This is a genomic window from Ideonella dechloratans, assembly GCF_021049305.1.
Lineage (GTDB): Bacteria > Pseudomonadota > Gammaproteobacteria > Burkholderiales > Burkholderiaceae_C > Ideonella > Ideonella dechloratans.
Map to the genome: position 1 here is coordinate 3,433,197 of NZ_CP088081.1, position 18,737 is coordinate 3,451,933.

General features: G+C 70.6%; 17 protein-coding genes. 7 read left to right on the plus strand and 10 right to left on the minus strand.

The window, feature by feature from the left end; translation table 11 throughout:
* Positions 1-16: 16 nt before the first annotated feature.
* Positions 17-619, minus strand: a complete 603-nt coding sequence (locus tag LRM40_RS16040; RefSeq protein WP_170288897.1) for a DUF4390 domain-containing protein — start codon at positions 617-619, stop codon at positions 17-19.
* Positions 620-629: 10 nt separating this feature from the next.
* Positions 630-1,994: a 16S rRNA (cytosine(967)-C(5))-methyltransferase RsmB gene (gene rsmB / locus LRM40_RS16045; protein WP_151124625.1), complete on the minus strand. Its 1,365-nt coding sequence runs from the start codon at positions 1,992-1,994 to the stop codon at positions 630-632.
* Positions 1,995-2,106: 112 nt separating this feature from the next.
* Here rsmB and folE point away from each other — a divergent pair, with 112 nt between their 5' ends.
* A complete protein-coding gene (gene folE, locus LRM40_RS16050) occupies positions 2,107-2,835 on the plus strand; it encodes a GTP cyclohydrolase I (protein ID WP_151124626.1) in 729 nt (242 codons plus the stop codon).
* Positions 2,836-2,839: 4 nt separating this feature from the next.
* Positions 2,840-3,265 carry a BLUF domain-containing protein gene (locus LRM40_RS16055; protein WP_151124627.1) on the plus strand — a complete coding sequence of 142 codons (426 nt, stop codon included), beginning with the start codon at positions 2,840-2,842 and terminating at the stop codon, positions 3,263-3,265.
* Positions 3,266-3,296: 31 nt separating this feature from the next.
* Here LRM40_RS16055 and LRM40_RS16060 read toward each other — a convergent pair whose 3' ends face one another.
* Genes LRM40_RS16060 through LRM40_RS16070 form a run of 3 tightly spaced genes read right to left on the minus strand, consistent with a single transcriptional unit; the run spans position 3,297 to position 5,747 of the window.
* Complete coding sequence (locus LRM40_RS16060) at positions 3,297-3,953, minus strand: LemA family protein (RefSeq protein WP_170288898.1); 657 nt, start codon at positions 3,951-3,953, stop codon at positions 3,297-3,299.
* Entirely contained in the window at positions 3,953-4,693 is a 741-nt protein-coding gene (queC, locus tag LRM40_RS16065; RefSeq protein WP_151124629.1) for a 7-cyano-7-deazaguanine synthase QueC, read from the minus strand. The genes LRM40_RS16060 and queC overlap by 1 nt, the downstream gene beginning before the upstream one ends.
* Before the next feature lie 34 nt (positions 4,694-4,727).
* Positions 4,728-5,747, minus strand: coding sequence for a Rieske 2Fe-2S domain-containing protein (locus LRM40_RS16070; RefSeq protein WP_170288899.1), 1,020 nt, complete (start codon positions 5,745-5,747; stop codon positions 4,728-4,730).
* Positions 5,748-5,859: 112 nt separating this feature from the next.
* On the opposite strand from LRM40_RS16070, the gene LRM40_RS16075 reads away from it, so the two are divergent.
* Positions 5,860-6,792 (plus strand): LysR family transcriptional regulator, encoded by a 933-nt coding sequence (locus tag LRM40_RS16075; RefSeq protein WP_170288900.1) that lies wholly within the window; start codon positions 5,860-5,862, stop codon positions 6,790-6,792.
* A gap of 32 nt (positions 6,793-6,824) precedes the next feature.
* Here LRM40_RS16075 and LRM40_RS16080 read toward each other — a convergent pair whose 3' ends face one another.
* Genes LRM40_RS16080 through LRM40_RS16090 form a run of 3 tightly spaced genes read right to left on the minus strand, consistent with a single transcriptional unit; the run spans position 6,825 to position 9,758 of the window.
* On the minus strand, positions 6,825-7,442 hold the full coding sequence (locus LRM40_RS16080) for a GNAT family N-acetyltransferase (RefSeq protein ID WP_151124632.1): 618 nt from the start codon (positions 7,440-7,442) through the stop codon (positions 6,825-6,827).
* Positions 7,443-7,461: 19 nt separating this feature from the next.
* The gene (locus LRM40_RS16085) at positions 7,462-8,715 is read right to left on the minus strand and encodes a glutamate-5-semialdehyde dehydrogenase (RefSeq protein WP_374429914.1); all 1,254 of its coding nucleotides are present in this window, start codon (positions 8,713-8,715) and stop codon (positions 7,462-7,464) included.
* 35 nt (positions 8,716-8,750) lie between these two features.
* Positions 8,751-9,758 carry an AEC family transporter gene (locus tag LRM40_RS16090; RefSeq protein ID WP_151124634.1) on the minus strand — a complete coding sequence of 336 codons (1,008 nt, stop codon included), beginning with the start codon at positions 9,756-9,758 and terminating at the stop codon, positions 8,751-8,753.
* 283 nt (positions 9,759-10,041) lie between these two features.
* Here LRM40_RS16090 and LRM40_RS16095 point away from each other — a divergent pair, with 283 nt between their 5' ends.
* A complete protein-coding gene (locus tag LRM40_RS16095) occupies positions 10,042-11,994 on the plus strand; it encodes a PhoX family protein (RefSeq protein WP_151124635.1) in 1,953 nt (650 codons plus the stop codon).
* A gap of 105 nt (positions 11,995-12,099) precedes the next feature.
* Here LRM40_RS16095 and LRM40_RS16100 read toward each other — a convergent pair whose 3' ends face one another.
* Positions 12,100-14,694 (minus strand): DNA topoisomerase III, encoded by a 2,595-nt coding sequence (locus LRM40_RS16100; protein WP_151124636.1) that lies wholly within the window; start codon positions 14,692-14,694, stop codon positions 12,100-12,102.
* Between the two features lie 111 nt (positions 14,695-14,805).
* Here LRM40_RS16100 and LRM40_RS16105 point away from each other — a divergent pair, with 111 nt between their 5' ends.
* The 3 genes from LRM40_RS16105 to LRM40_RS16115 are packed head-to-tail and all read left to right on the plus strand — an operon-like array spanning position 14,806 to position 16,864.
* A complete protein-coding gene (locus tag LRM40_RS16105; RefSeq protein ID WP_231067594.1) occupies positions 14,806-15,309 on the plus strand; it encodes an SET domain-containing protein in 504 nt (167 codons plus the stop codon).
* A gap of 9 nt (positions 15,310-15,318) precedes the next feature.
* A complete protein-coding gene (locus tag LRM40_RS16110; protein WP_231067595.1) occupies positions 15,319-16,179 on the plus strand; it encodes a biotin--[acetyl-CoA-carboxylase] ligase in 861 nt (286 codons plus the stop codon).
* Between the two features lies 1 nt (position 16,180).
* Positions 16,181-16,864 (plus strand): SPOR domain-containing protein, encoded by a 684-nt coding sequence (locus tag LRM40_RS16115; protein ID WP_170288901.1) that lies wholly within the window; start codon positions 16,181-16,183, stop codon positions 16,862-16,864.
* On the opposite strand, the gene LRM40_RS16120 is transcribed toward LRM40_RS16115, so the two are convergent.
* On the minus strand, positions 16,788-18,710 hold the full coding sequence (locus LRM40_RS16120; protein WP_170288902.1) for a S8 family serine peptidase: 1,923 nt from the start codon (positions 18,708-18,710) through the stop codon (positions 16,788-16,790). The two genes, LRM40_RS16115 and LRM40_RS16120, sit on opposite strands and share 77 nt — an antisense overlap.
* Between the last annotated feature and the right edge of the window lie 27 nt (positions 18,711-18,737).

The following is an 18,737-nucleotide window of genomic DNA, read 5'->3' on the forward strand; positions in this document are numbered from 1 at the left end:
GTGCCGCCGCGCGGCCTCATTCCAGCCGCAGCGTGCGGTCCACCGACAGGCGCCAGTCGGACTGGACGGTCAGGTCCAGTTGCAGCGGCCGGGGCAGCAGGTTGTTGTCCAGGCGGTAGCTGAACTCGACGTAGTACTTGTCGGCCGCGTCGACCTGGTCGGCTTCGGCGATGCGCCAGTTGCTGGCCCGCGAGACCGCGCCCAGCGCGCCATCGAGCGACTGGAAGGACTGGCTGAAGGCCCCCAGGCTGACCCGCCAGGACGAGGTGAGCGGCTGGTAGGACACCCGCCAGGTGCGGGTGGCGCTGGCCACCCGCTCGTCGCGCCAGTACCAGCGCGGCCGGAAGACCCGGGCCTCGGCAGTGAAGTAGACCGGCACGCCGCGGCGCAGCGCATCCTCGACGGTGCGCCCCGGGGCCAGGCGAACCTCGAAGTCCAGGTTCAGTCCGCCTTCGCTGCGGCTGACGGACAGCGCGGGCAACTCGATGCCCTGGGCCCGCACCGGCTGCCCGGACAGCAGCGCCAGCAGCAGCACCCCGGCGACCACGCTGCACCACCCCCGCAGCAGGCCCGGGGCCGCGCGGCGACAGGAAGACAGCGAAAGCCGGAACAGGGCCATCACGGAGTGGTCAGGATGCAGCGCCGGAAGTGGCGGGCTTGCCCAGCAGGGCATAGAAGAAACCGTCCGCACGGGCCACGGGACCGGATGCGGACGTTGCGTCCTGATTGTCCGGCAGCGGCAGCAGATGACCGGGGGAGACCGGAGAGATGCAGGCCGGCGACAGGCCTTGGCGTTGCAAAAATGCGTCGATCTGCGCCTGTCCCTCGGCCTTGAAGACCGAACAGGTGGCGTAAAGCAGCCGGCCGCCCGGCTTGAGCAGCGGCCACAGCGCGTCCAGCAACTCGGCCTGGATGCGGGCCAGGGCCGGGATGTCCTCGGGGCGGCGCAGCCAGGCGATGTCCGGGTGACGGCGCACGATGCCCGAGGCCGAACAGGGGGCGTCAAGCAGGATGGCGTCGAAGGGCCGGCCGTCCCACCAGCTGCCCACGGCGCGGGCGTCCGCCGCCTGGGTGCGGGCGTGCAGGCCCAGGCGCAGCAGGCCCTCGCCCACCCGTACCAGGCGGCCCGGGTCGGCGTCCAGCGCCAGCAGGTCCAGGTCGGCCAGTTCCAGCAGATGGGCCGTCTTGCCGCCGGGGGCGGCACAGGCGTCCAGCACGCGGGCGCCGGCCGGCAGTCCCGCGTCGATCAGCAGCGGCGCGGCCCGCTGGGCCGCCAGGTCCTGCACCGACACCCAGCCCTCGGCAAAGCCGGGCAGGCGCTCCACCGGCACCGGGGCGTCCAGCACGATGGCGTGCTCCCAGCCGGGGCCGTTCACCGCCCGGCCGGACAACCCGGCGGCCTGCAATCGCAGCAGGTAGTCGGGCACCGAGCAGCGCCGGGCGTTGACGCGCAGCGCCATTGGCGGCCGCAGCCGGGCCTGGCCCAGGATCGTCTGCCAGTGCTCGGGCCAGTCGGCCTGCACCTGGTCCACCCACCAGGCCGGATGGTTCCAGGCCGCCTCGGGCCGGCGTTCGGCCTGGGCCACCTGGGCCGCCCGCTCGCGCAGGAAGCGCCGCAACACCGCGTTGACGAAACCGGCGGAGGCCGGGGCGGCCTTGCGCACCGCGGTCACCGCCTGGTCCACCAGGGTGTGGTCCGGGTAGGCCGGGGCCTCCTCCGGCCAGAGCAGGGCCAGCGCGCACAGCAGCAGGCCCTCCACCGCCGGCGGCGGCCGGCGCGGCGCCAGCTGGGCCCGCAGCACCTCGGCCGCCCCCAGGCGCCGCAGCACCGCAAAGGACAGGGCCTGCACCCCCGGACGCACCGGCCCGGGCACGCCGGCCAGCACATCGGTCAGGGAGCGCCCACTTCGCACCGCCTGAACGGCGCGGGCGGTGAGGGTCAGAAGGCGGGCCAGGGTCGGCCCGGCCGGGGCGGGTACAGCGGCGTCGGTCACGCCGGCAGTCTAACCACCTGAACCACCCCTGACGGGCGAGGCCCTTTGCCCCTGCACGACAATGGTGCTTCCATCGTTTCCGAACGCCTGCTCCACAGGCCAGGATTCCGGCATGAAACCCTCCTCTTCGGCTCCGGCCACTCTGTCGCCCGACGAACTGGCCGCCCTGCCCGCGTCCGAGCGCATCCGCTACCGCCTGGTGACGGCCCGCCGCCGTCACCATGCCAACGACAACATCGCCGATTTCGTGCAGCCCGGCGAACTCGATGAACTCAAGGCCGAGGTGGCGGCCAAGATGTCCGAGGTGCTTAAGGCCCTGGTGATCGACACCGAGAGCGACCACAACACGAACGAAACGGCCAAGCGGGTGGCCAAGATGTATGTGGACGAGGTGTTCCGCGGCCGCTTCCGCCCGATGCCGGACGTGACCGAGTTTCCGAACGTCTCGCGCCTGAACGAACTGATGATCGTCGGCCCGATCACGGTGCGCAGCGCCTGCTCGCACCACCTCTGCCCCATCGTCGGCAAGCTCTGGATCGGCGTGCTGCCCAACGAGCATTCCAACCTGATCGGCCTGTCCAAGTACGCCCGCATCGCCGACTGGATCATGAGCCGGCCGCAGATCCAGGAGGAGGCCGTGATCATGCTGGCCGACACCCTGCAGGACCGCGTCAAGCCCGATGGCCTGGCCATCGTGATGGAAGCCGACCACTTCTGCATGCACTGGCGCGGCGTGAAGGACAACGACTCGGCCATGACCAACAGCGTGATGCGCGGGGCCTTCCTGAAGGACCCGAACCTGCGCCGCGAATTCCTGTCCCTGCTGCCCAACAAGGGGTGATGCCATGCTTGTCCGCCTGATGTACGCCAGCCGCGCCGTCGATCCGCAGTCCGCCGAGGCGCTCAACGCCATCCTGCAGAAATCGCGCGCGGCCAACCCCTCGCAGGGCATCACCGGGGCGCTGTGCCATGCCAACGACATCTTCGTGCAGGTGCTCGAAGGGGGCCGCGTCGCCGTCAACCGCCTGTACCAGCGCATTGCCGCCGATCCGCGCCACACCGACGTGGTGCTGCTGAGCTATGCCGAGGTCGAGGAGCGGCGCTTCGCCGGCTGGTCGATGGGCCAGGTCAACCTGTCCCGCCTGAACCCGGCCCTGGTGCTGAAGTACTCGGAGACCGCGACGCTGGACCCCTACAGCCTGCCGGGCACCGCCATGGCCGCCCTGTTCGACGAGATGGTGGCCACCGCCGCCATCATGGGCCAGAGCTGAGGCCCTGCGGCCCGGGCCCCGGGGCCCGCGCTCAGACGGTGGCGCCCGGGCTCAGCCGGAACAGCGGCACCAGCAGCCGGGTCGGGAACTCGGTCAGTGCGTCGTTGTAGGCTTGCACCGCCTGGTTGAAGGTCTGGCGGCCGAAGCCCACCTGGCCGTTCAACTCCTCCAGCTGGATGCGGGCGCGCATCGCGTCCTCACGGTCGTCCACCTCAGCGTGCTGCTCCAGCAGGGCCTGCAGCCGCGCCAGCGGCGAGGCCATCTCGCGCTCGGCCGCCGCCCAGGCCTGCACCGCCTCGGCCGCGTGGGGCCGGATGCGCACCGCCAGTGCAGCCTCGCGCTGGTGGGCCTGGGCCTGCTCCAGGGCCTGCAGGCTGCCGGCCTCGTGCAGCAGCACGTCGCGCACCGCCGCGATCAGCATGTCCAGCGCCGCGGCCCGGCGCATCAGCACATCGTCCAGCTGGCCCCAGGCCTGGGCCACGCCGGTGCGCAGGCGCGACAGCCGTCCCCACGCGCCCACCATCCAGAACAGCAGCATCAGCAGCAGGGCCAGTTCCAGCAGCGAGCTGCCCCAGTGGAACCAGAAGCCCTCTGTGGCCACCGGCTCGTCCAGCGGTGGCCAGGGCAGCGAGGCCGCCAGGTCCGGCGGCAGGCCCTGGGCCGGGGTGGAGGCGGCGTCGCCGTTCATCAGACGCCCTGCCCTTGCGCAGCCACCCAGGCCGCGTGGCCCTGGGCCCGCAGCTGGCAGGACGGGCATTCGCCGCAGCCATAGCCCCAGGCGTGGCGGCGGCCGCGGTCGCCCAGGTAGCAGGTGTGGGTGTGCTCGACGATCAACTCGTTCAGGCGCGCACCGCCCAGCTGGTCCGACAGGGCCCAGGTCTGGGCCTTGGTCAGGAACATCAGCGGCGTGTCCAGCGTCATCGGGCTGTCCAGTCCCAGGCTGAGCGCCACCTGCAGGGCCTTGAGCGTGTTGTCGCGGCAGTCCGGGTAGCCGGAGTAGTCCGTCTCGCACATGCCGCCCACCAGCACGCTGGCACCGCGCCGATAGGCCAGCGTGGCGGCGAAGGTCAGGAACAGCAGGTTGCGACCGGGCACGAAGGTGTTGGGCAGGCCGTTGGCCTGCAACTCGATGGCCCGCTCGCTGGTCAGCGCGGTGTCGGAGATCTGGCCCAGCAGGGACAGATCGAGCATGTGGTCCTCGCCGAGCCTGTCCGCCCAGGCGGGGAATTGCGCGGTCAGCTCGCGCCGCACCGTCTGGCGGCAGTCCAGCTCGATCCTGTGGCGCTGGCCGTAGTCGAAGCCCAGGGTCTCGACCCGGGCGAAGCGCGCCAGGGCCCAGGCCAGGCAGACGGTGGAATCCTGGCCGCCGGAGAACAGCACCAGGGCCGTGCGCGGGTCGACGGACGGCAGGGGATCGTGCGAAGTCATGGCGCGAATTGTGCCGCGCCGGACCGGGCGCCGCTCACTCGGCCTCGCTCACCACCCCATAGCGCAGGCCCAGCTGCTTGAGGTAGCGGCGGTAGGCCAACGACATGCGGTCCACCGGGATCGACATCTCCATGCCCGGCACCAGCGGCAGGCGCAGCGGGCTCTGGTTCTCCACGATGGGCTGGTCCTGCAGGAAGATGGTGTCCTGGAACTGGCGCAGCTCGGCGTCGCTGCTCTCGAAGTTGGTCATCGCCAGGATGATCCAGGCCCGGGTGCGGGTCTCGGTCATGGGCTGCAGGTGCAGGCTGATGGCCTCGTGGAAGCCGGCCATGGCCTCGGGCTCCTTGGTCAGGATGGCGGTGAGCGGGCGCACCACACGGTAGGTGTAGGCCACCAGGCTGCCGCTGTCCGACAGCTTGTTGGCACGCGGCTGCCAGGCCTGGCACTGCACCGCCCGCACACCGCTGCCGTAGACCGGGTCGTCGAAGTTCTGGACCTCGTAGTCCGGGATCTCCGGACGGCTCTTCTCGCCCAGGATGTCGGTGTGCACCCAGGCGAAGTGCGACATGTCCAGGAAGTTCTCGACCAGGCGCGGGCCGCTGGCCGCCACCTCGTAGGGCCCGCACCAGACCTTGCGCAGGCGCGCGTCGGCGAATTCCGGGAAGGGCAGCACGTCCTGCGCCGGGGTGCCCAGGCAGACCCAGACCAGGCCGTAGCGCTCCTGCACCGCGTAGGTGGTGACGCGGCCGGTCATGCGCTCGGGCGTCAGCTCGGGCATGGCCGGGATGTGCTTGCACTGGCCGTCTTCGCCGAAGATCCAGCCGTGGTAGGGGCAGGTGATGCCATCGGACTGCAGCGTGCCCATCGACAGCTTCATGCCGCGGTGGGGGCAGCGGTCCTCCCAGGCGTGCAGGCGGCCGTCCTGGCTGCGCCAGAGCAGCACATGGGTGTCCAGCAGCAGGGTGGCGGTCTGCTGGCCCGGCGCCAGCTCGGCCGCGATGGCCACCGGATGCCAGTCGTTGATCAGCACGGGGTCACGCAGCGGGGCAGTCATCGGGATTCCTTGGAACAGGGGCAGCAGCAAAGCCCGCTTTGTACCGAGCCGGCGCGGCCGATGTAAGGGGCCGGGCGCAATGGCCTGTTCCATCTGTGGAACACTGACGACCATGATCGACATCCGGCTGGTCGAGCACTTCGTGCTGTTGATGACCCATGGCAGCCTGACCCGGGCCGAGGCCGAGAGCGGCGTGCCCAAGGCTACGCTGAGCCGGCAGATCGCCCGGCTGGAAGCCGAGCTGGGCATGCCGCTGTTCGTGCGCACGCCGCGGCGCATGGTGCCCACCGAGGCCGCGCAGACCTACCTGCTGCACTGCCGCCAGGTGCTGGCCGACCTGGGCGCCGGGCTGGACCAGGCCCGGGTGGCGGTGCAGAACCTGGCCGAAGGCCTGTCCGGCGACCTGCGGGTGCTGACCAGCAACTACTTCAGCACCTCCTTCGTCTGCCAGGTGCTGAAGACCTTTGCCGAGCGCCACCCGCAGGTGAGCTGCCACCTGGACCTGGCCGGCGACGGCCTGCAGGACCTGCCCGAGGGCGTGGACTGCTATGTCTGCACCCACCTGCCGCGCCACCCGCACCTGGTGACCAAGCGCCTGGGCCGGCTGGCCTACGGCCTCTTTGCCAGCCCACGCTACCTGCGCCAGCACGGACTGCCCGCCCAGCCGGACGAGTTGAAGCGCCACCGCAGCATCTGGCTGGACAGCCCCGGCACCACGCCGGTCTGGTCGCTGATGTCGCGCGAGGGCGCCTGCGAGGTGCCGCTGACGCAGCCCACCACCACCAACGACCCCTGGGTGCAGAAGACCTTTGCGCTGGACGGCTTCGGCATCGCCCTGCTGCCGGATTATTTCTGCCGCCCCGAGCTGGAGACGGGCGCCCTGCTGCCGGTGCTGCCGGACTGGCGGCCACGGCCCATGCCGGTCTACGGCGTCTACCCGAAGCAGCGGGCCGTGGGCAAGAAGCTGGCCGCCCTGCTGGAGGTGATGACCGACTGCTTCGCCCGCATCGACACGCTGCAGGTCTACGCGGGCCGGCGGCGCTGAGGCCGGCACCGCATCCCTGCCTGCGCATCACCTCAGTCTTTCAGCAGCGCCTGCCCCGCCGCCAGCGCGGCCTGCCCCCGGGCGCAGGCCAGCACCTCGGCCAGCGGGCGGGTCTCGGCCGGCACCGGCTGCGTGGGGTCTTCGCTCGCTTCGTCCTGCAGCGGCCGCTGGAAGTGGCCGATGTCGTGCCAGCGCCCGAGCTTGAAGCCGGCGCGCCGGTACACGCCCACGGGCTGGAAGCCCATGGCCGCGTGCAAACCTTCGCTGCCGGGGTTGGGCAGGGTGATGCCGGCCATGGCCTGCTCGAAGCCCTGCAAGCGCAGCAGGCCCAGCAGGGCGGTGTAGAGCGCCCGGCCGTCGCCGCGGCGGCGGCGCTCGGGCAGGCTGTAGACGCTGGTCATGACCGACCAGCGGTAGCTGGGCCGCTCGGCGTAGGCGCCGGCGTAGGCATAGCCCAGCACCCGGCCGTCGGCCCCTTCATGCACCAGCCAGGCCCAGCGCGACAGGGCCTTGGCAATGCGCGCGGCCATCTCGGCCGCGACGGGCGGCACCTGTTCGAAAGAGACGGGCGTCTCCAGCACATAGGGCCGGTAGATCGCGGCCACGGCCGCGGCATCGGCCTGGATGGCGGGGCGCAACTGTCCGGGCATGGTCCGCAGAAGGCGGCGCTCAGGCCCGGGTCTCGCCCTGGCCCAGCACGATCCACTTCATCGAGGTCAGGCCTTCCAGCCCCACCGGCCCGCGGGCGTGGAACTTGTCGGTGCTGATGCCGATCTCGGCGCCCAGGCCGTACTCGAAACCGTCGGCAAAGCGGGTGCTGGCGTTGACCATCACGCTGGCCGAATCGACCTCGCGCAGGAAGCGCATCGCGTTCGGGTGGTTCGTGGTCAGGATCGCGTCGGTGTGGTGGCTGCCGTAGCGGTTGATGTGGTCGATGGCCTCGTCCAGGCTGGCCACCACCTTCACGCTGATGATGGGCGCCAGGTACTCGGTGGCCCAGTCTTCTTCGCTGGCCTCGGCCAGCTTCGCGCCCGGCACGTCCGACAGGATGGCGCGGGCCGCCGGGTCGCAGCGCATTTCCACGCCCTTGGCGGCGAAGATGGCGCCGATCTGCGGCAGGAAGGCCGCGGCGCTCTGCGCGTGCACCAGCAGGCTCTCGGTGGCGTTGCAGGGGCTGTACTTCTGGGTCTTGGCGTTGTCGGTCACCACCAGGGCCTGGGCGATGTCGACCTCGGCGTCCACATAGGTGTGGCAGTTGCCGTCCAGGTGCTTGATGACGGGTACCTTGGCCTCGGCGCTGATGAGGGCGACCAGGCCCTTGCCGCCACGCGGGATGACCACGTCAACATACTCGGGCATGGCAATCAGGCTTTTGACCGCCGCGCGGTCCGTGGTCTCCACCAGCTGCACCGCGGTGGCCGGCAGACCGGCCTCCGTCAGGGCCTGCTGCACCAGCTTCCACAGTGCCAGGTTGGAGTGGATGGCCTCGGAGCCGCCACGCAGGATGCAGGCGTTGCCGCTCTTGATGGCCAGCGAGGCCGCCTCGATGGTCACGTTGGGCCGGCTCTCGTAGATCATGCCGAACACGCCCAGCGGCACCCGCATCTGGCCGACGCTGATGCCGGTGGGTCGGCGCTTGACGCCGGTGATCTCGCCGATGGGGTCGGGCATGGCCGCCAGCTGCTCGCAGCCCTCGGCCACGGTGGCCAGCACCTTGGGCGTCAGGCGCAGTCGATCCACCATCGGCGCAGCCAGGCCGGCGGCCTCGGCGGCGGCGATGTCGCGGGCGTTGTCCGCCTGCAGGGCGGGGGTCTGCTCGCGCAGCAGGCGCGCCAGCGCCAGCAGGGTGTCGTTCTTGGCGCGCGTGCCGGCGCGGGCCATGGCGGTGGCGGCCGCGCGGGCGGCCTGCCCCAGCTGGGCCATGTAGGCGGGGATGTCGGGCGTGCTCATGGTCCCGATTATCCCGCCGCGCCGGTGGCGGCGGCCAGCGCGGGATCGACCCAGGCCAGCACGACCAGCCACAGCGGGATGACCGCGATGCAGGCCAGGGTGGACAGCACGTTGACGGCGGTGGTCTCGGCCTCCAGCGTGCGGTAGCGCTGGGAGAACATCATCGAGTTGCTGCCCGCCGGCAGGCAGGCCAGCAGCACCAGCACGGCCAGTGGCACACCGCCCAGGCCAAAGCCCCAGTGCGCCACCCCCAGCACCAGGGCCGGCTGCAGCAGCAGCTTGACGAGGCTGAGCGCGATGGCGCCGTCCAGGCGCTCGGGCAGGCCCAGGTAGGCCAGCGACATGCCGATCAGCGTCAGGCACAGCGGCACCACCGCTGAGCCCAGCAGCTGCAGCGTCTCGTCCACCGGGGCGGGCAGGCCCCAGCCGGTGAGGTTCCAGGCCAGGCCGGCCAGCACCGGCAGCACCACCGGATGGATCACCGTGTTGCGCAGGGTGCCCAGCAGCACCCGGCCCAGGTGGGCCTGCGCACCGGCATGCTCGCGCGCCAGGTCCAGCTCCACCAGCGTGGTGCACACCGTCAGCAGGGTCAGCGCATGCACGCTCACCAGGGTCAGGTGCAGGCCCAGGCCGGTTTCGCCCAGCACCCCGGCCACCACCGGGATGCCGATCTGCACCGAATTGCCGAAGGTGGCGGTGATGGCCCGCACCGCCGGCGCGGCCGCCGGCAGCCCCAGCCGGCCACGCCGCGCGCGCTGCACGCCATAGACCCCCAGCATCACTGCCAGCACCGGCGCGAAGAAGGCGGCCAGCATGCCCCAGGGCAGGTGCGCCAGATCCACCCGCGCGGTGGTGCGGAAGAACAGGGCCGGCGCGAACAGGTAGAAGGCGGCGTTGGCCAGCACCCGGGCCGGGTCCACCTGGGCATCGCCCAGCCAGCGGGTGCGCCCCACCACCCAGCCCAGGCCCGCGACGAGAACGATGGCGAGCAGCTTGAACAGGATGGGCCAGGTCATGAACAGGTGGGACAGGGCTGGATCGGCAGGCGCCGGACGGGCCTGCCCCGGGGTGGGGCACCCAGGGTCCGCCACGATACACAGTCCCGTCACGCGGCGCTGGCACGGGGTCTTGCAAGGCCCCGGACAGCCCGATGCGCCCGGCGCCGGGAGGCTGTCACACCACACTCAGCTTGGCGTTGGCGCCGACCGTCACGCTCTCGACATCTGCGGCTTCTAGATTCGCGGGCTGTCCCACGGCGACGCCGCCGTGGCCAAGCCACAAGCATGGACGAGCATTGACATGAACACGCCCCAGATTTCCCGCCGCCGCCTGATCCAAGCCATGGCCGGCGCCCCGCTGCTGCCCCTGGCCTCCTCGCTGGCCTCCGCCGGTCTGCTGACCGCCTGCGGCAACGGCAGCGACAGCCCCAACTTCGTGAGCGCCTCGTTCTCGAACATGGCTGCGCCCGACCTGAGCGCGCCCGAGAACATGGCCACGACCTACACCGCTTCCACGCTGGTGGCCACCTTCGACGACAAGAGCACCCGCAGCTTCGAGCTGGCCTACCAGCCCTTCTTCATCACCGGCACCGAGGTGCCCGACGGCCAGGGCGGCACCCTGCTGGCCGGCGGCTACTACGACATCCACAACCAGCCGATCATCGACAGCTCGGTGGCCGGTTCGGAGCGCCAGTTCTTCTCGGACTGCCCGGACGGCTCCTCGCTGCTGACCGTGGACGGCGCCAGCGTGGCCGGCGTCAAGGGCAACCCGGTCTTCGCCGTGGTCCAGTTCGAGTACACCACCCGCAACCAGGCCCTGGCCTCGATGTACGGCCAGCTGCCCTCGCCGATCGCGGTGCTGTCGCTGGACCAGGACAAGGACACCGGCAAGCTGAGCCTGGTGAAGTACCACAACGTGGACACCTCGGGCGTCAAGGGCCTGTGGATCACCTGCGGCGCCAGCCTGTCGCCCTGGGGCACCCACCTGTCCTCGGAAGAGTACGAGCCGGACGCCTTCGACCAGGGTGCCAACGGCAGCAGCCTGGCCACCCTGCAGGCCTTCAGCCAGAACCTCTTCGGCAACAGCAGCACCGCCAACCCCTACGACTACGGCCACCTGCCGGAAGTCACCGTCAACAAGGACGGCACGGCCAGCATCGCCAAGCACTACTGCATGGGCCGCATCTCGCACGAGCTGGTCCAGGTCATGGGCGACAACCGCACCGTGCTGATGGGCGACGACGCCACCAACGGCGGCCTGTTCATGTTCGTGGCCGACAAGGAGACGGACCTTTCCTCCGGCACGCTGTACGTGGCCAGGTACACCACCGAGCTGAACGCCACCTCCAGCGCCAGCATCAGCTGGATCAAGCTGGGCTCGGCCACCAGCGCCGAGATCGAGACCCTGGTGCGCGGCGGCATCCAGGCCAGCGACATCATGGAATCGCTGACCACCGACCCGGCCGACAGCAGCTACACCCAGATCGTCATCAGCAAGAAGAAGCTGTGGGTCAAGGTCAAGCCGGACATGGAGAAGGCCGCCGCCTTCCTGGAAACCCACCGCTACGCCGCGATGATGGGTGGCAGCCTGTCCTTCACCAAGATGGAAGGCACGACGGTCAACCTGAAGGACAAGAAGGCCTACTCCGCCATCTCGGCCATCAAGGACTCGATGGTCACCGGCAAGTCCAGCAACGTTCCGGCCCTGAACGTGAACTTCCCGGCCGCGATCAACGCCGGTGGCGTGCTGGAGCACACCATGACCGCCGGCGTGAAGGACAGCACCGGCGCCGCCATCAACAGCGAATGGGTGCCGACCAGCTCGCAGTTCATCCTGCTGGGCGAGGATCTGAGCACGGCCGACGCCCTGGGCAACCTGGCCAACGCCGACAAGATCGCCAACCCCGACAACCTGAAGTTCTCGGAAGAGATGCGCACCCTGTTCATCGGCGAGGACAGCGGCATGCACGTCAACAACTTCCTGTGGGCCTACAACGTGGACACCCAGACGCTCAGCCGCGTGCTGTCCACCCCGTCGGGTGCCGAATCCACCGGCCTGCATGCCGTGGACAAGATCAACGGCTGGACCTACGTGATGAGCAACTTCCAGCACCCGGGTGACTGGGAATCGCCGCTGCACGACATCGTCAAGCCGGTGCTGGATCCGATCATCCGCACCAACTACGACGATCGCTTCGGCGCCGCGGTGGGTTACCTGACCGCCACCAGCTCGCAGATCGAGCTGTCGAAGTAAGTCGGAAGGAAAGACGGGCCGGTCTCGCGACCGGCCCGTGCTTGGGAGTTCTCCGTCTTGGGCCACCCGCCATCCGGCGCGTGGCCATTTTTCATGGCCGCGGCCTCACTCGGCGGTGGAGGTCTTGCGGGCGGCCTTCTTGGCCGGCGCCTTGGCGGCGCGGGGCTCGAACTCGAAGCCCACCTTGCCTTCCTTCTTGTCGTAGGCCAGGAAGGCCTTGAACTTGCGGCGCGTCTTGTTGGAGACGAAGTTCTCCAGCAGGTCGGTCTTGCCGGTGGCCAGCAGCTTGCTGAACTGCCCGCGGTCCACCGGCTGGGTCAGGATGACCTTGCCGCTCTTGAAGTCGCAGGTCACGTGCGCGCCCACCGCGTGCTCGCAGACGTAGTTGGCACCGTGCTCGTAGACGTGGCCCTGGCACTTGGGGCAGGGGCCCAGGCTCTCCTGGCCGGAGAAGTCCACCGGCTCGCCTTCCTCGGCCTGCTGGGCATCCTCGCCGAAGTCGAACTCCAGCTTCCAGTTCTTCACTTCCTCGTCGTGGACCAGCTTGAGTTCCGCCGTGAAGGGCCAGCCCGCCTTGGAGCGGAAGCCTTCCAGCGGACCGATGTGCTTGTCGCGCAGGAATTGCTCCACCTCGGGCAGCTCGAAGCTGCGCCCGGCCGGAATCTTGGTGATCGAGAAGCCGCAGCCCTCGGCATCCCCTGAAGCCCCGGTGCAGGTGAAGCGGCGGTAGTTCTCCTTGACCACGCCGCCGCAGTTCGGGCAGGGCGTCTGGAGCGTCGCGTAGTCGCCCGGGATGGTGTCGCGGTCGTATTCCTTGGCCTTCTTGACGATGCGCTCGGCCATCGCCGCGATGTCCTGCATGAAGCGCTCGCGCGAGAGCTTGCCCTGCTCCATCTCGGCGAGCTGGTACTCCCAGTTGCCGGTCAGCTCGGGCTTGGTCAGGTCCTCCACGCCCAGGCCGCGCAGCAGGGTCATCAGCTGGAAGGCCTTGGCCGTGGGCATCAGCTCGCGGCCTTCGCGCAGCATGTACTTCTCGGTGATCAGGCCTTCGATGATGGCCGCACGGGTGGCTGGCGTGCCCAGGCCCTTCTCGGCCATGGCCTCGCGCAGCTCGTCGTCGTCGATCAGCTTGCCCGCGCCTTCCATGGCCGACAGCAGCGTGGCTTCGGTGTAGCGGGCCGGCGGCTTGGTGCGCAGGGCGGCCAGGGCCACCTCCTCGGTCACCACGCCCTCGCCGGGCTGCACCGGCACCAGATTGGCGTCCTCGTCCTGGGCTTCCTTGCCGTAGACGGCCAGCCAGCCGGGGTTGACCAGCACCTTGCCGTTGGTCTGGAACTGGTGAACGACACCGCCTTGCACCGGCACCTTGGTGATGCGGGTGGTGACCATGTACTCGGCCGAGGGGAAGAAGATGGCGATGAAGCGCTTGACGACCAGATCGTAGAGCTTGGCCTCGGCCTCGGTCAGGCTCTTGGGCGCCTGCAGCGTGGGGATGATGGCGAAGTGGTCCGACACCTTGGCGTTGTCGAAGACGCGCTTGCTGGGCTTGATGTAGCCCTCCTTGAGGCCCTTGCGGGCGTGCTGGGCCAGGTGCTGCAGCGGGCCGGGCAGGTCCTCCTCGGCCAGCATGCCGAAGGTCTGCTTGACCACGCTGAGGTAGTCCTCCGGCAGGTGGCGTGAATCCGTCCGGGGGTAGGTCAGCACCTTGTGCTTTTCATACAGGGCCTGGGCCAGCGACAGCGTGGTCTTGGCCGAGAAGCCGAAGCGGCTGTTGGCCTCGCGCTGCAGCGTGGTCAGGTCGTACAAGCCCGGGCAGGCCTGGCTGCTGGGCTTGGCCTCCTCGGTGACGGTGGCGCTGCGGCCACGCACAGCCTCGACGATGGCCTGGGCATCGGCCTCGTTCCAGAGCCGGTCAGCGCGCTTGTCGGCGTCGTTCGGGTCCTTCTTGAAGGCCGGGTCGAACCACTTGCCCTCGTACACGCCAGCCTGGGCGCCGAACTCGGCCTTGATCTCCCAGTAGTCGCGCGGCACGTGCTTGCGGATCTTCTCCTCGCGCTCGACGACGATGGACAGCGTGGGCGTCTGCACCCGGCCGACGGTGGTCAGGAAGAAGCCGCCGTCGCGCGAATTGAAGGCCGTCATGGCCCGCGTGCCGTTGATGCCCACCAGCCAGTCGGCCTCGGAGCGGCTGCGCGCCGCGTCGGCCAGGCCCAGCATCTGCTCGTTGCTGCGCAGTTTCTCGAAACCGTCACGGATGGCCTGGGGCGTCATGCTCTGCAGCCACAGGCGCCGCACCGGCTTGTCGATCGGCCCCTTGGCGCCGCCGGCGTACTGGACGATCAGGCGGAAGATCAGCTCCCCTTCGCGCCCCGCGTCACAGGCGTTGATCAGCTCGGTCACGTCCTTGCGCTTGACCAGCTTGACCACCGCGGTGAGCCGCGCCTTGGCCTTGTCGATGGGCGCCAGGTCGAAATGCGGCGGCACCACCGGCAGGTTGGCGAAGCTCCACTTGCCGCGCTTGACGTCGTAGTCGTCCGGCGCCTTGATCTCCACCAGGTGGCCCACCGCCGAAGTGACCACATAGCGGTCGTTCTCGAAATGGTCGGCCAGTTTTTCGAACTTGCCGGCCACCGGCGTCAGCGCCCGGACGATGTCCTGCGCCACGCTGGGCTTTTCCGCAATGATCAGTGACTTGCTCATCGGTCTTGTCGTGTCTGTCGGGTCCGCCTCGGGCCATGCCTACAATCGGCCCGTCCCGCGCGTGCACGCGCACGCGCGCTCATGATTTCAATGTACCCAATGAAGCCTGCCATGCAAGCGAAAGCCCCGCGCACCGCCTCCGCCGCCTCCGGGCGGCGCATCCAGGTCCGCCGCAGCGGGGTGCATGGCAAGGGCGTGTTCGCGCTGCAGGCCATCGAGCCGGGCGAGGTGCTGGTCGAATACACCGGCGACCGCATCGACTGGGACGAGGCCCTGCGCCGCCACCCGCACGACCCCTCCAACCCCGAGCACACCTTCTACTTCCAGCTGCGCACCGGCGAGGTGATCGACGCCCTGTACGGCGGCAATGCCTCGCGCTGGATCAACCACTCCTGCGACCCGAACTGCGAGGCCGAGGAAACCGACGACGGCCGGGTGTTCATCAAGGCCCTGCGCCCCATCGCTCCGGGCGAGGAACTCTCCTACGACTACGGCCTGACCATCGACGAGCGCTACACCCCGGCGCTGAAGAAGCGCTACGAATGCCGCTGCGGCGCGCCGGAATGCCGGCACACCATGCTCAGCCCCAAGCGCCGCGCCACGCGCCGGCAGTGAGGTCTTGCGATGGCATCCTCCCCGATGAACCACGGCAGCCCGTCCGATCGCCACAGCATCTGGGGCATCCACGCGCTGTGGGAGCAGCTCCAGGGTGACCTGCCGGACCTGTCGATCGAGGTCGTGGACCGCCTGGACTCGACCAACGGCGCCCTGATGGACCGGCTGCGCCAGCTGACCCAGGCCGCCCAGGGCCGGCCGCTGCGCGCCAGCGACCTGGCCCCCTCGCTGCTGGTGGCCGTGCAGCAGACCCACGGCCGAGGGCGCCTGGGCCGCAGCTGGGAATCCCTGCCCGGCGCCTCGCTCACCTTCTCGCTGAGCCTGGCCATCCAGCGCCCGGACTGGTCCGGCCTGTCGCTGGCCGTGGGCCTGGCGGTGGCCACCGCGCTGGACCCGGCCGGCACCCAGCTGGGCCTGAAATGGCCCAACGACCTCTGGCGCCTGGACGCCCCCGGCCAGGGCCGCAAGCTCGGCGGCATCCTGATCGAGGGCATGCAGGTGACGGACCAGCGCATGGCGGTCATCGGCATCGGTCTGAACATCCTGCCGCTGACCATGCCGGAGCAGGTGGCCTCGCTCAGCGAGTTCCTGCCCGGCCTGGACGCCCCCCAGGTGCTGGCCCGGGTGATGCCGGAGCTGGCCCGGGTGCTGGCGCGCTTCGAACGCGAAGGCTTTGGCGGGCTGGTGCAGGCCTATGCCGCACGCGACCTGCTGCGCGGCCACCTGGTGAGCACCACCGACCCCGCCTGCCCCCAGGGCGAAGCCGAGGGCGTGGCCGAGGACGGCGCCCTGCTGGTGCGGCACGACGGGGCACTGCACCGCATCGTCAGCGGCGAAGTGAGCGTGCGCCCCCTGCCCCCCACCGCCTGAGATGCTGCGTGCGCTGTTGATCGCCCTGGTGCTGGCCAATCTGGCCGTCTGGGCCTGGCGCCAGCCCACCGTGGCCCACGCCCTGGGCCTGCCCGGCCCCGACAGCCAGCGCGACCCCGAGCGCCTGACCCGGCAGATCAACCCGCAGGCGGTGCGGGTGGTGCATGGCGCGGCCTCGGCGCCGGTGGCGGCGGCCAGCGCGGCGGCGCCAGCTTCCGCAGCGGCCGAGACGGGCTGCCTGCAGGCCGGTCCGCTGTCCGATGCCGCCCTGGCGCCGGCCCTGGCACAGCTTCAGGCGCTGGGCCTGAAGGAGGGCCAGTGGCAGGACCGCCGAGCGGAAAGCGGCGGACGCTGGGCGGTGGTGATGGGGCCCTACAAGACGCCCGAGCTGCTGCAGAAGAAGCAGCAGGAGCTCAAGGGACTGAAGATCGCGGCCGACGAGCTGGTCAACCACCCGCGTCTGAGTCCTGGCCTGTCGCTGGGGCAGTTCGGCAGCCCCGCCGAGGCGCAGGCCCGCCTGGCCCAGGTCAACCGCCAGGGCGCGCACAGCGCCCGGGTGGAAGTGCTGGTGCCCGCTCGCGTGGAGCACCTGCTGCGGGCTTCGCCGCTCAGCGCCGAGCAGCTGAGCCGGCTGAGCGGGGCGAACGACGGGCCGCGCTGGCAGGCGTGCGACGCCGCCCCCTGATGCCCAGCCCCGCCGCCAGCAGGACCAGCCCCGCCAGTTCGGCGGCACCAAAGCCGCCACCGCCGCCTCCCCCGCTGTCACTGCCCGTGCTGCTGCCGCCGGTGCTGCCCGCGGCCGCCTCGCGGTCCGGCCCCAGGGCCACGGCCGCCCGCAGCTCGCTGTTGTCGATCATCACCTGCGGCCAGCTGGGCGCCTGGTAGGTCTGGCCCGCTGCGCTCAGCTGCGCCCAGCGCAAGGCCTCGTCCGCGTCCAGGATGCCGGCCCCGCAGGTGCTGGTGGTGCACAGGCAGCGACCCGGGTTGTCGCTGCTGCAGGCGGCCATCAGGGACGAACGCACATGCGGCCGTGCGCTGGCCTGCAGGCCCCGCACCAGGTCCGCCGGCCCCAGGGCCGGGGCCAGGGAGAGCATCTGGGCCGCCACCGCGCTGACCACCGGCGCCGCGAAGCTGGTGCCGGCGTGGCGGTTGTACACCCCCTGCCCGGCGGCGGTGTCGCCGTCGTTGCCCAGGGTCAGCAGGCCGCCGTCGGCCAGCAGGCTGCCCCAGCGGCCGCCGGTGTCGTCGCCGCCCACCGTGGCCAGACCGAGGGCCGCGCCGAAATTGGAGTAGTTGGCCTTGAAGCCATCCCGGTTGAGTGCCGCCACACCCAGCACATGGTTGCAGTTGGCCGGGCGACTGGGGTCGCCGTGGTCGTTGCCGCCGGCGGCCACCACCAGCACACCCTTGGCCCACAGCTCGTCGATGGCGCTCTGGTAGGCCGCGTTGCAGCTGGCCGCCCCGCCGAAGCTGATGTTCACCACCCGGGCCGGCGTGGGGTTGGTGGGCGCCCACTGCGTGCAGGAGCCGCCGGGGTTCTGACTGTTGCTCCAGGTCTGGCAGACCGCCAGGCCCGCCGCCCAGCGCATGCCATCGACGATGTCGCTGACCGAGGCGCCGCACTTGCCGGCCACCCGCACCGGCAGGATGCGCACGCCCCAGTTGGCCCCCGCCACCCCCTGCGCATTTCCGGCGGTGGCGGCGATGATGCCGGTGACGGTGGTGCCGTGCCAGCTGCTGGGCTGCACCGCGCAATCGCCGTAGCGGCCGGCATCCACCGCCTGATCGCTGGTGCTGACCCAGTCGCCCGGGTCACTGGGGTCGGCATCCCGGCCGTCGCCGTCGTTGGCATAGCCACGGCCGGTGCCGCTGTCCCAGTCGGCCACCATGTCGAAGCCCGGCAGCAGCCGACCGGCGGCCAGGTCGGGGTGGGCGGTGATGCCGGTGTCCAGCACCGCCAGCACCGGCGCGGCATCCCCCGTGCCGCGCGACCAGGCGGTCTGCAGGCCCGGCACGCCGCGCAGGCGGCTCTCCAGGGGCAGACTGTCGCTGCCGCCGACGGGCTGGAGCCACCACTGGCCGCTGGTGCCGGCGAACAGCGGGTCATCCGGCGTCACCTGCTGCAGCGAAGGCTCCACCGTGTCGGGCACCACCCAGGCCACCTCGGCGCGGGCCGCCAGCCGGGCGCCCCAGATGCGCTGCTCCTGAGGGGTCAGGGCATGGGACCAGGTCAGACGCTGGGCCGAAGCCCCCACGGCCTGCAGGCGCCAGCCCGGGGCGCGGTTCAGGCCCACTCCCTGGGTCACCTGCTGCCAGCGTTGCTGGTCCAGGGCCAGGGCGCGGCTGCGCTGGGCCTGCGCCTGGGCGGACAGGGCACCGGCACCGGGCAGTCGATGCAAGGGCGCATCCCGCAACTGGACGATGAAGCCGCGCACCGGCCCCTGCGGCGCGGCCACCGCGGCCGTCGCCCCCAGCGTGCCCGCCATCCCCGAGATGCACAGCCAGACTGTGCGGTGTCGCCAAGTGTTCATGCCCATGTCACCGGTCTGATCCTGACA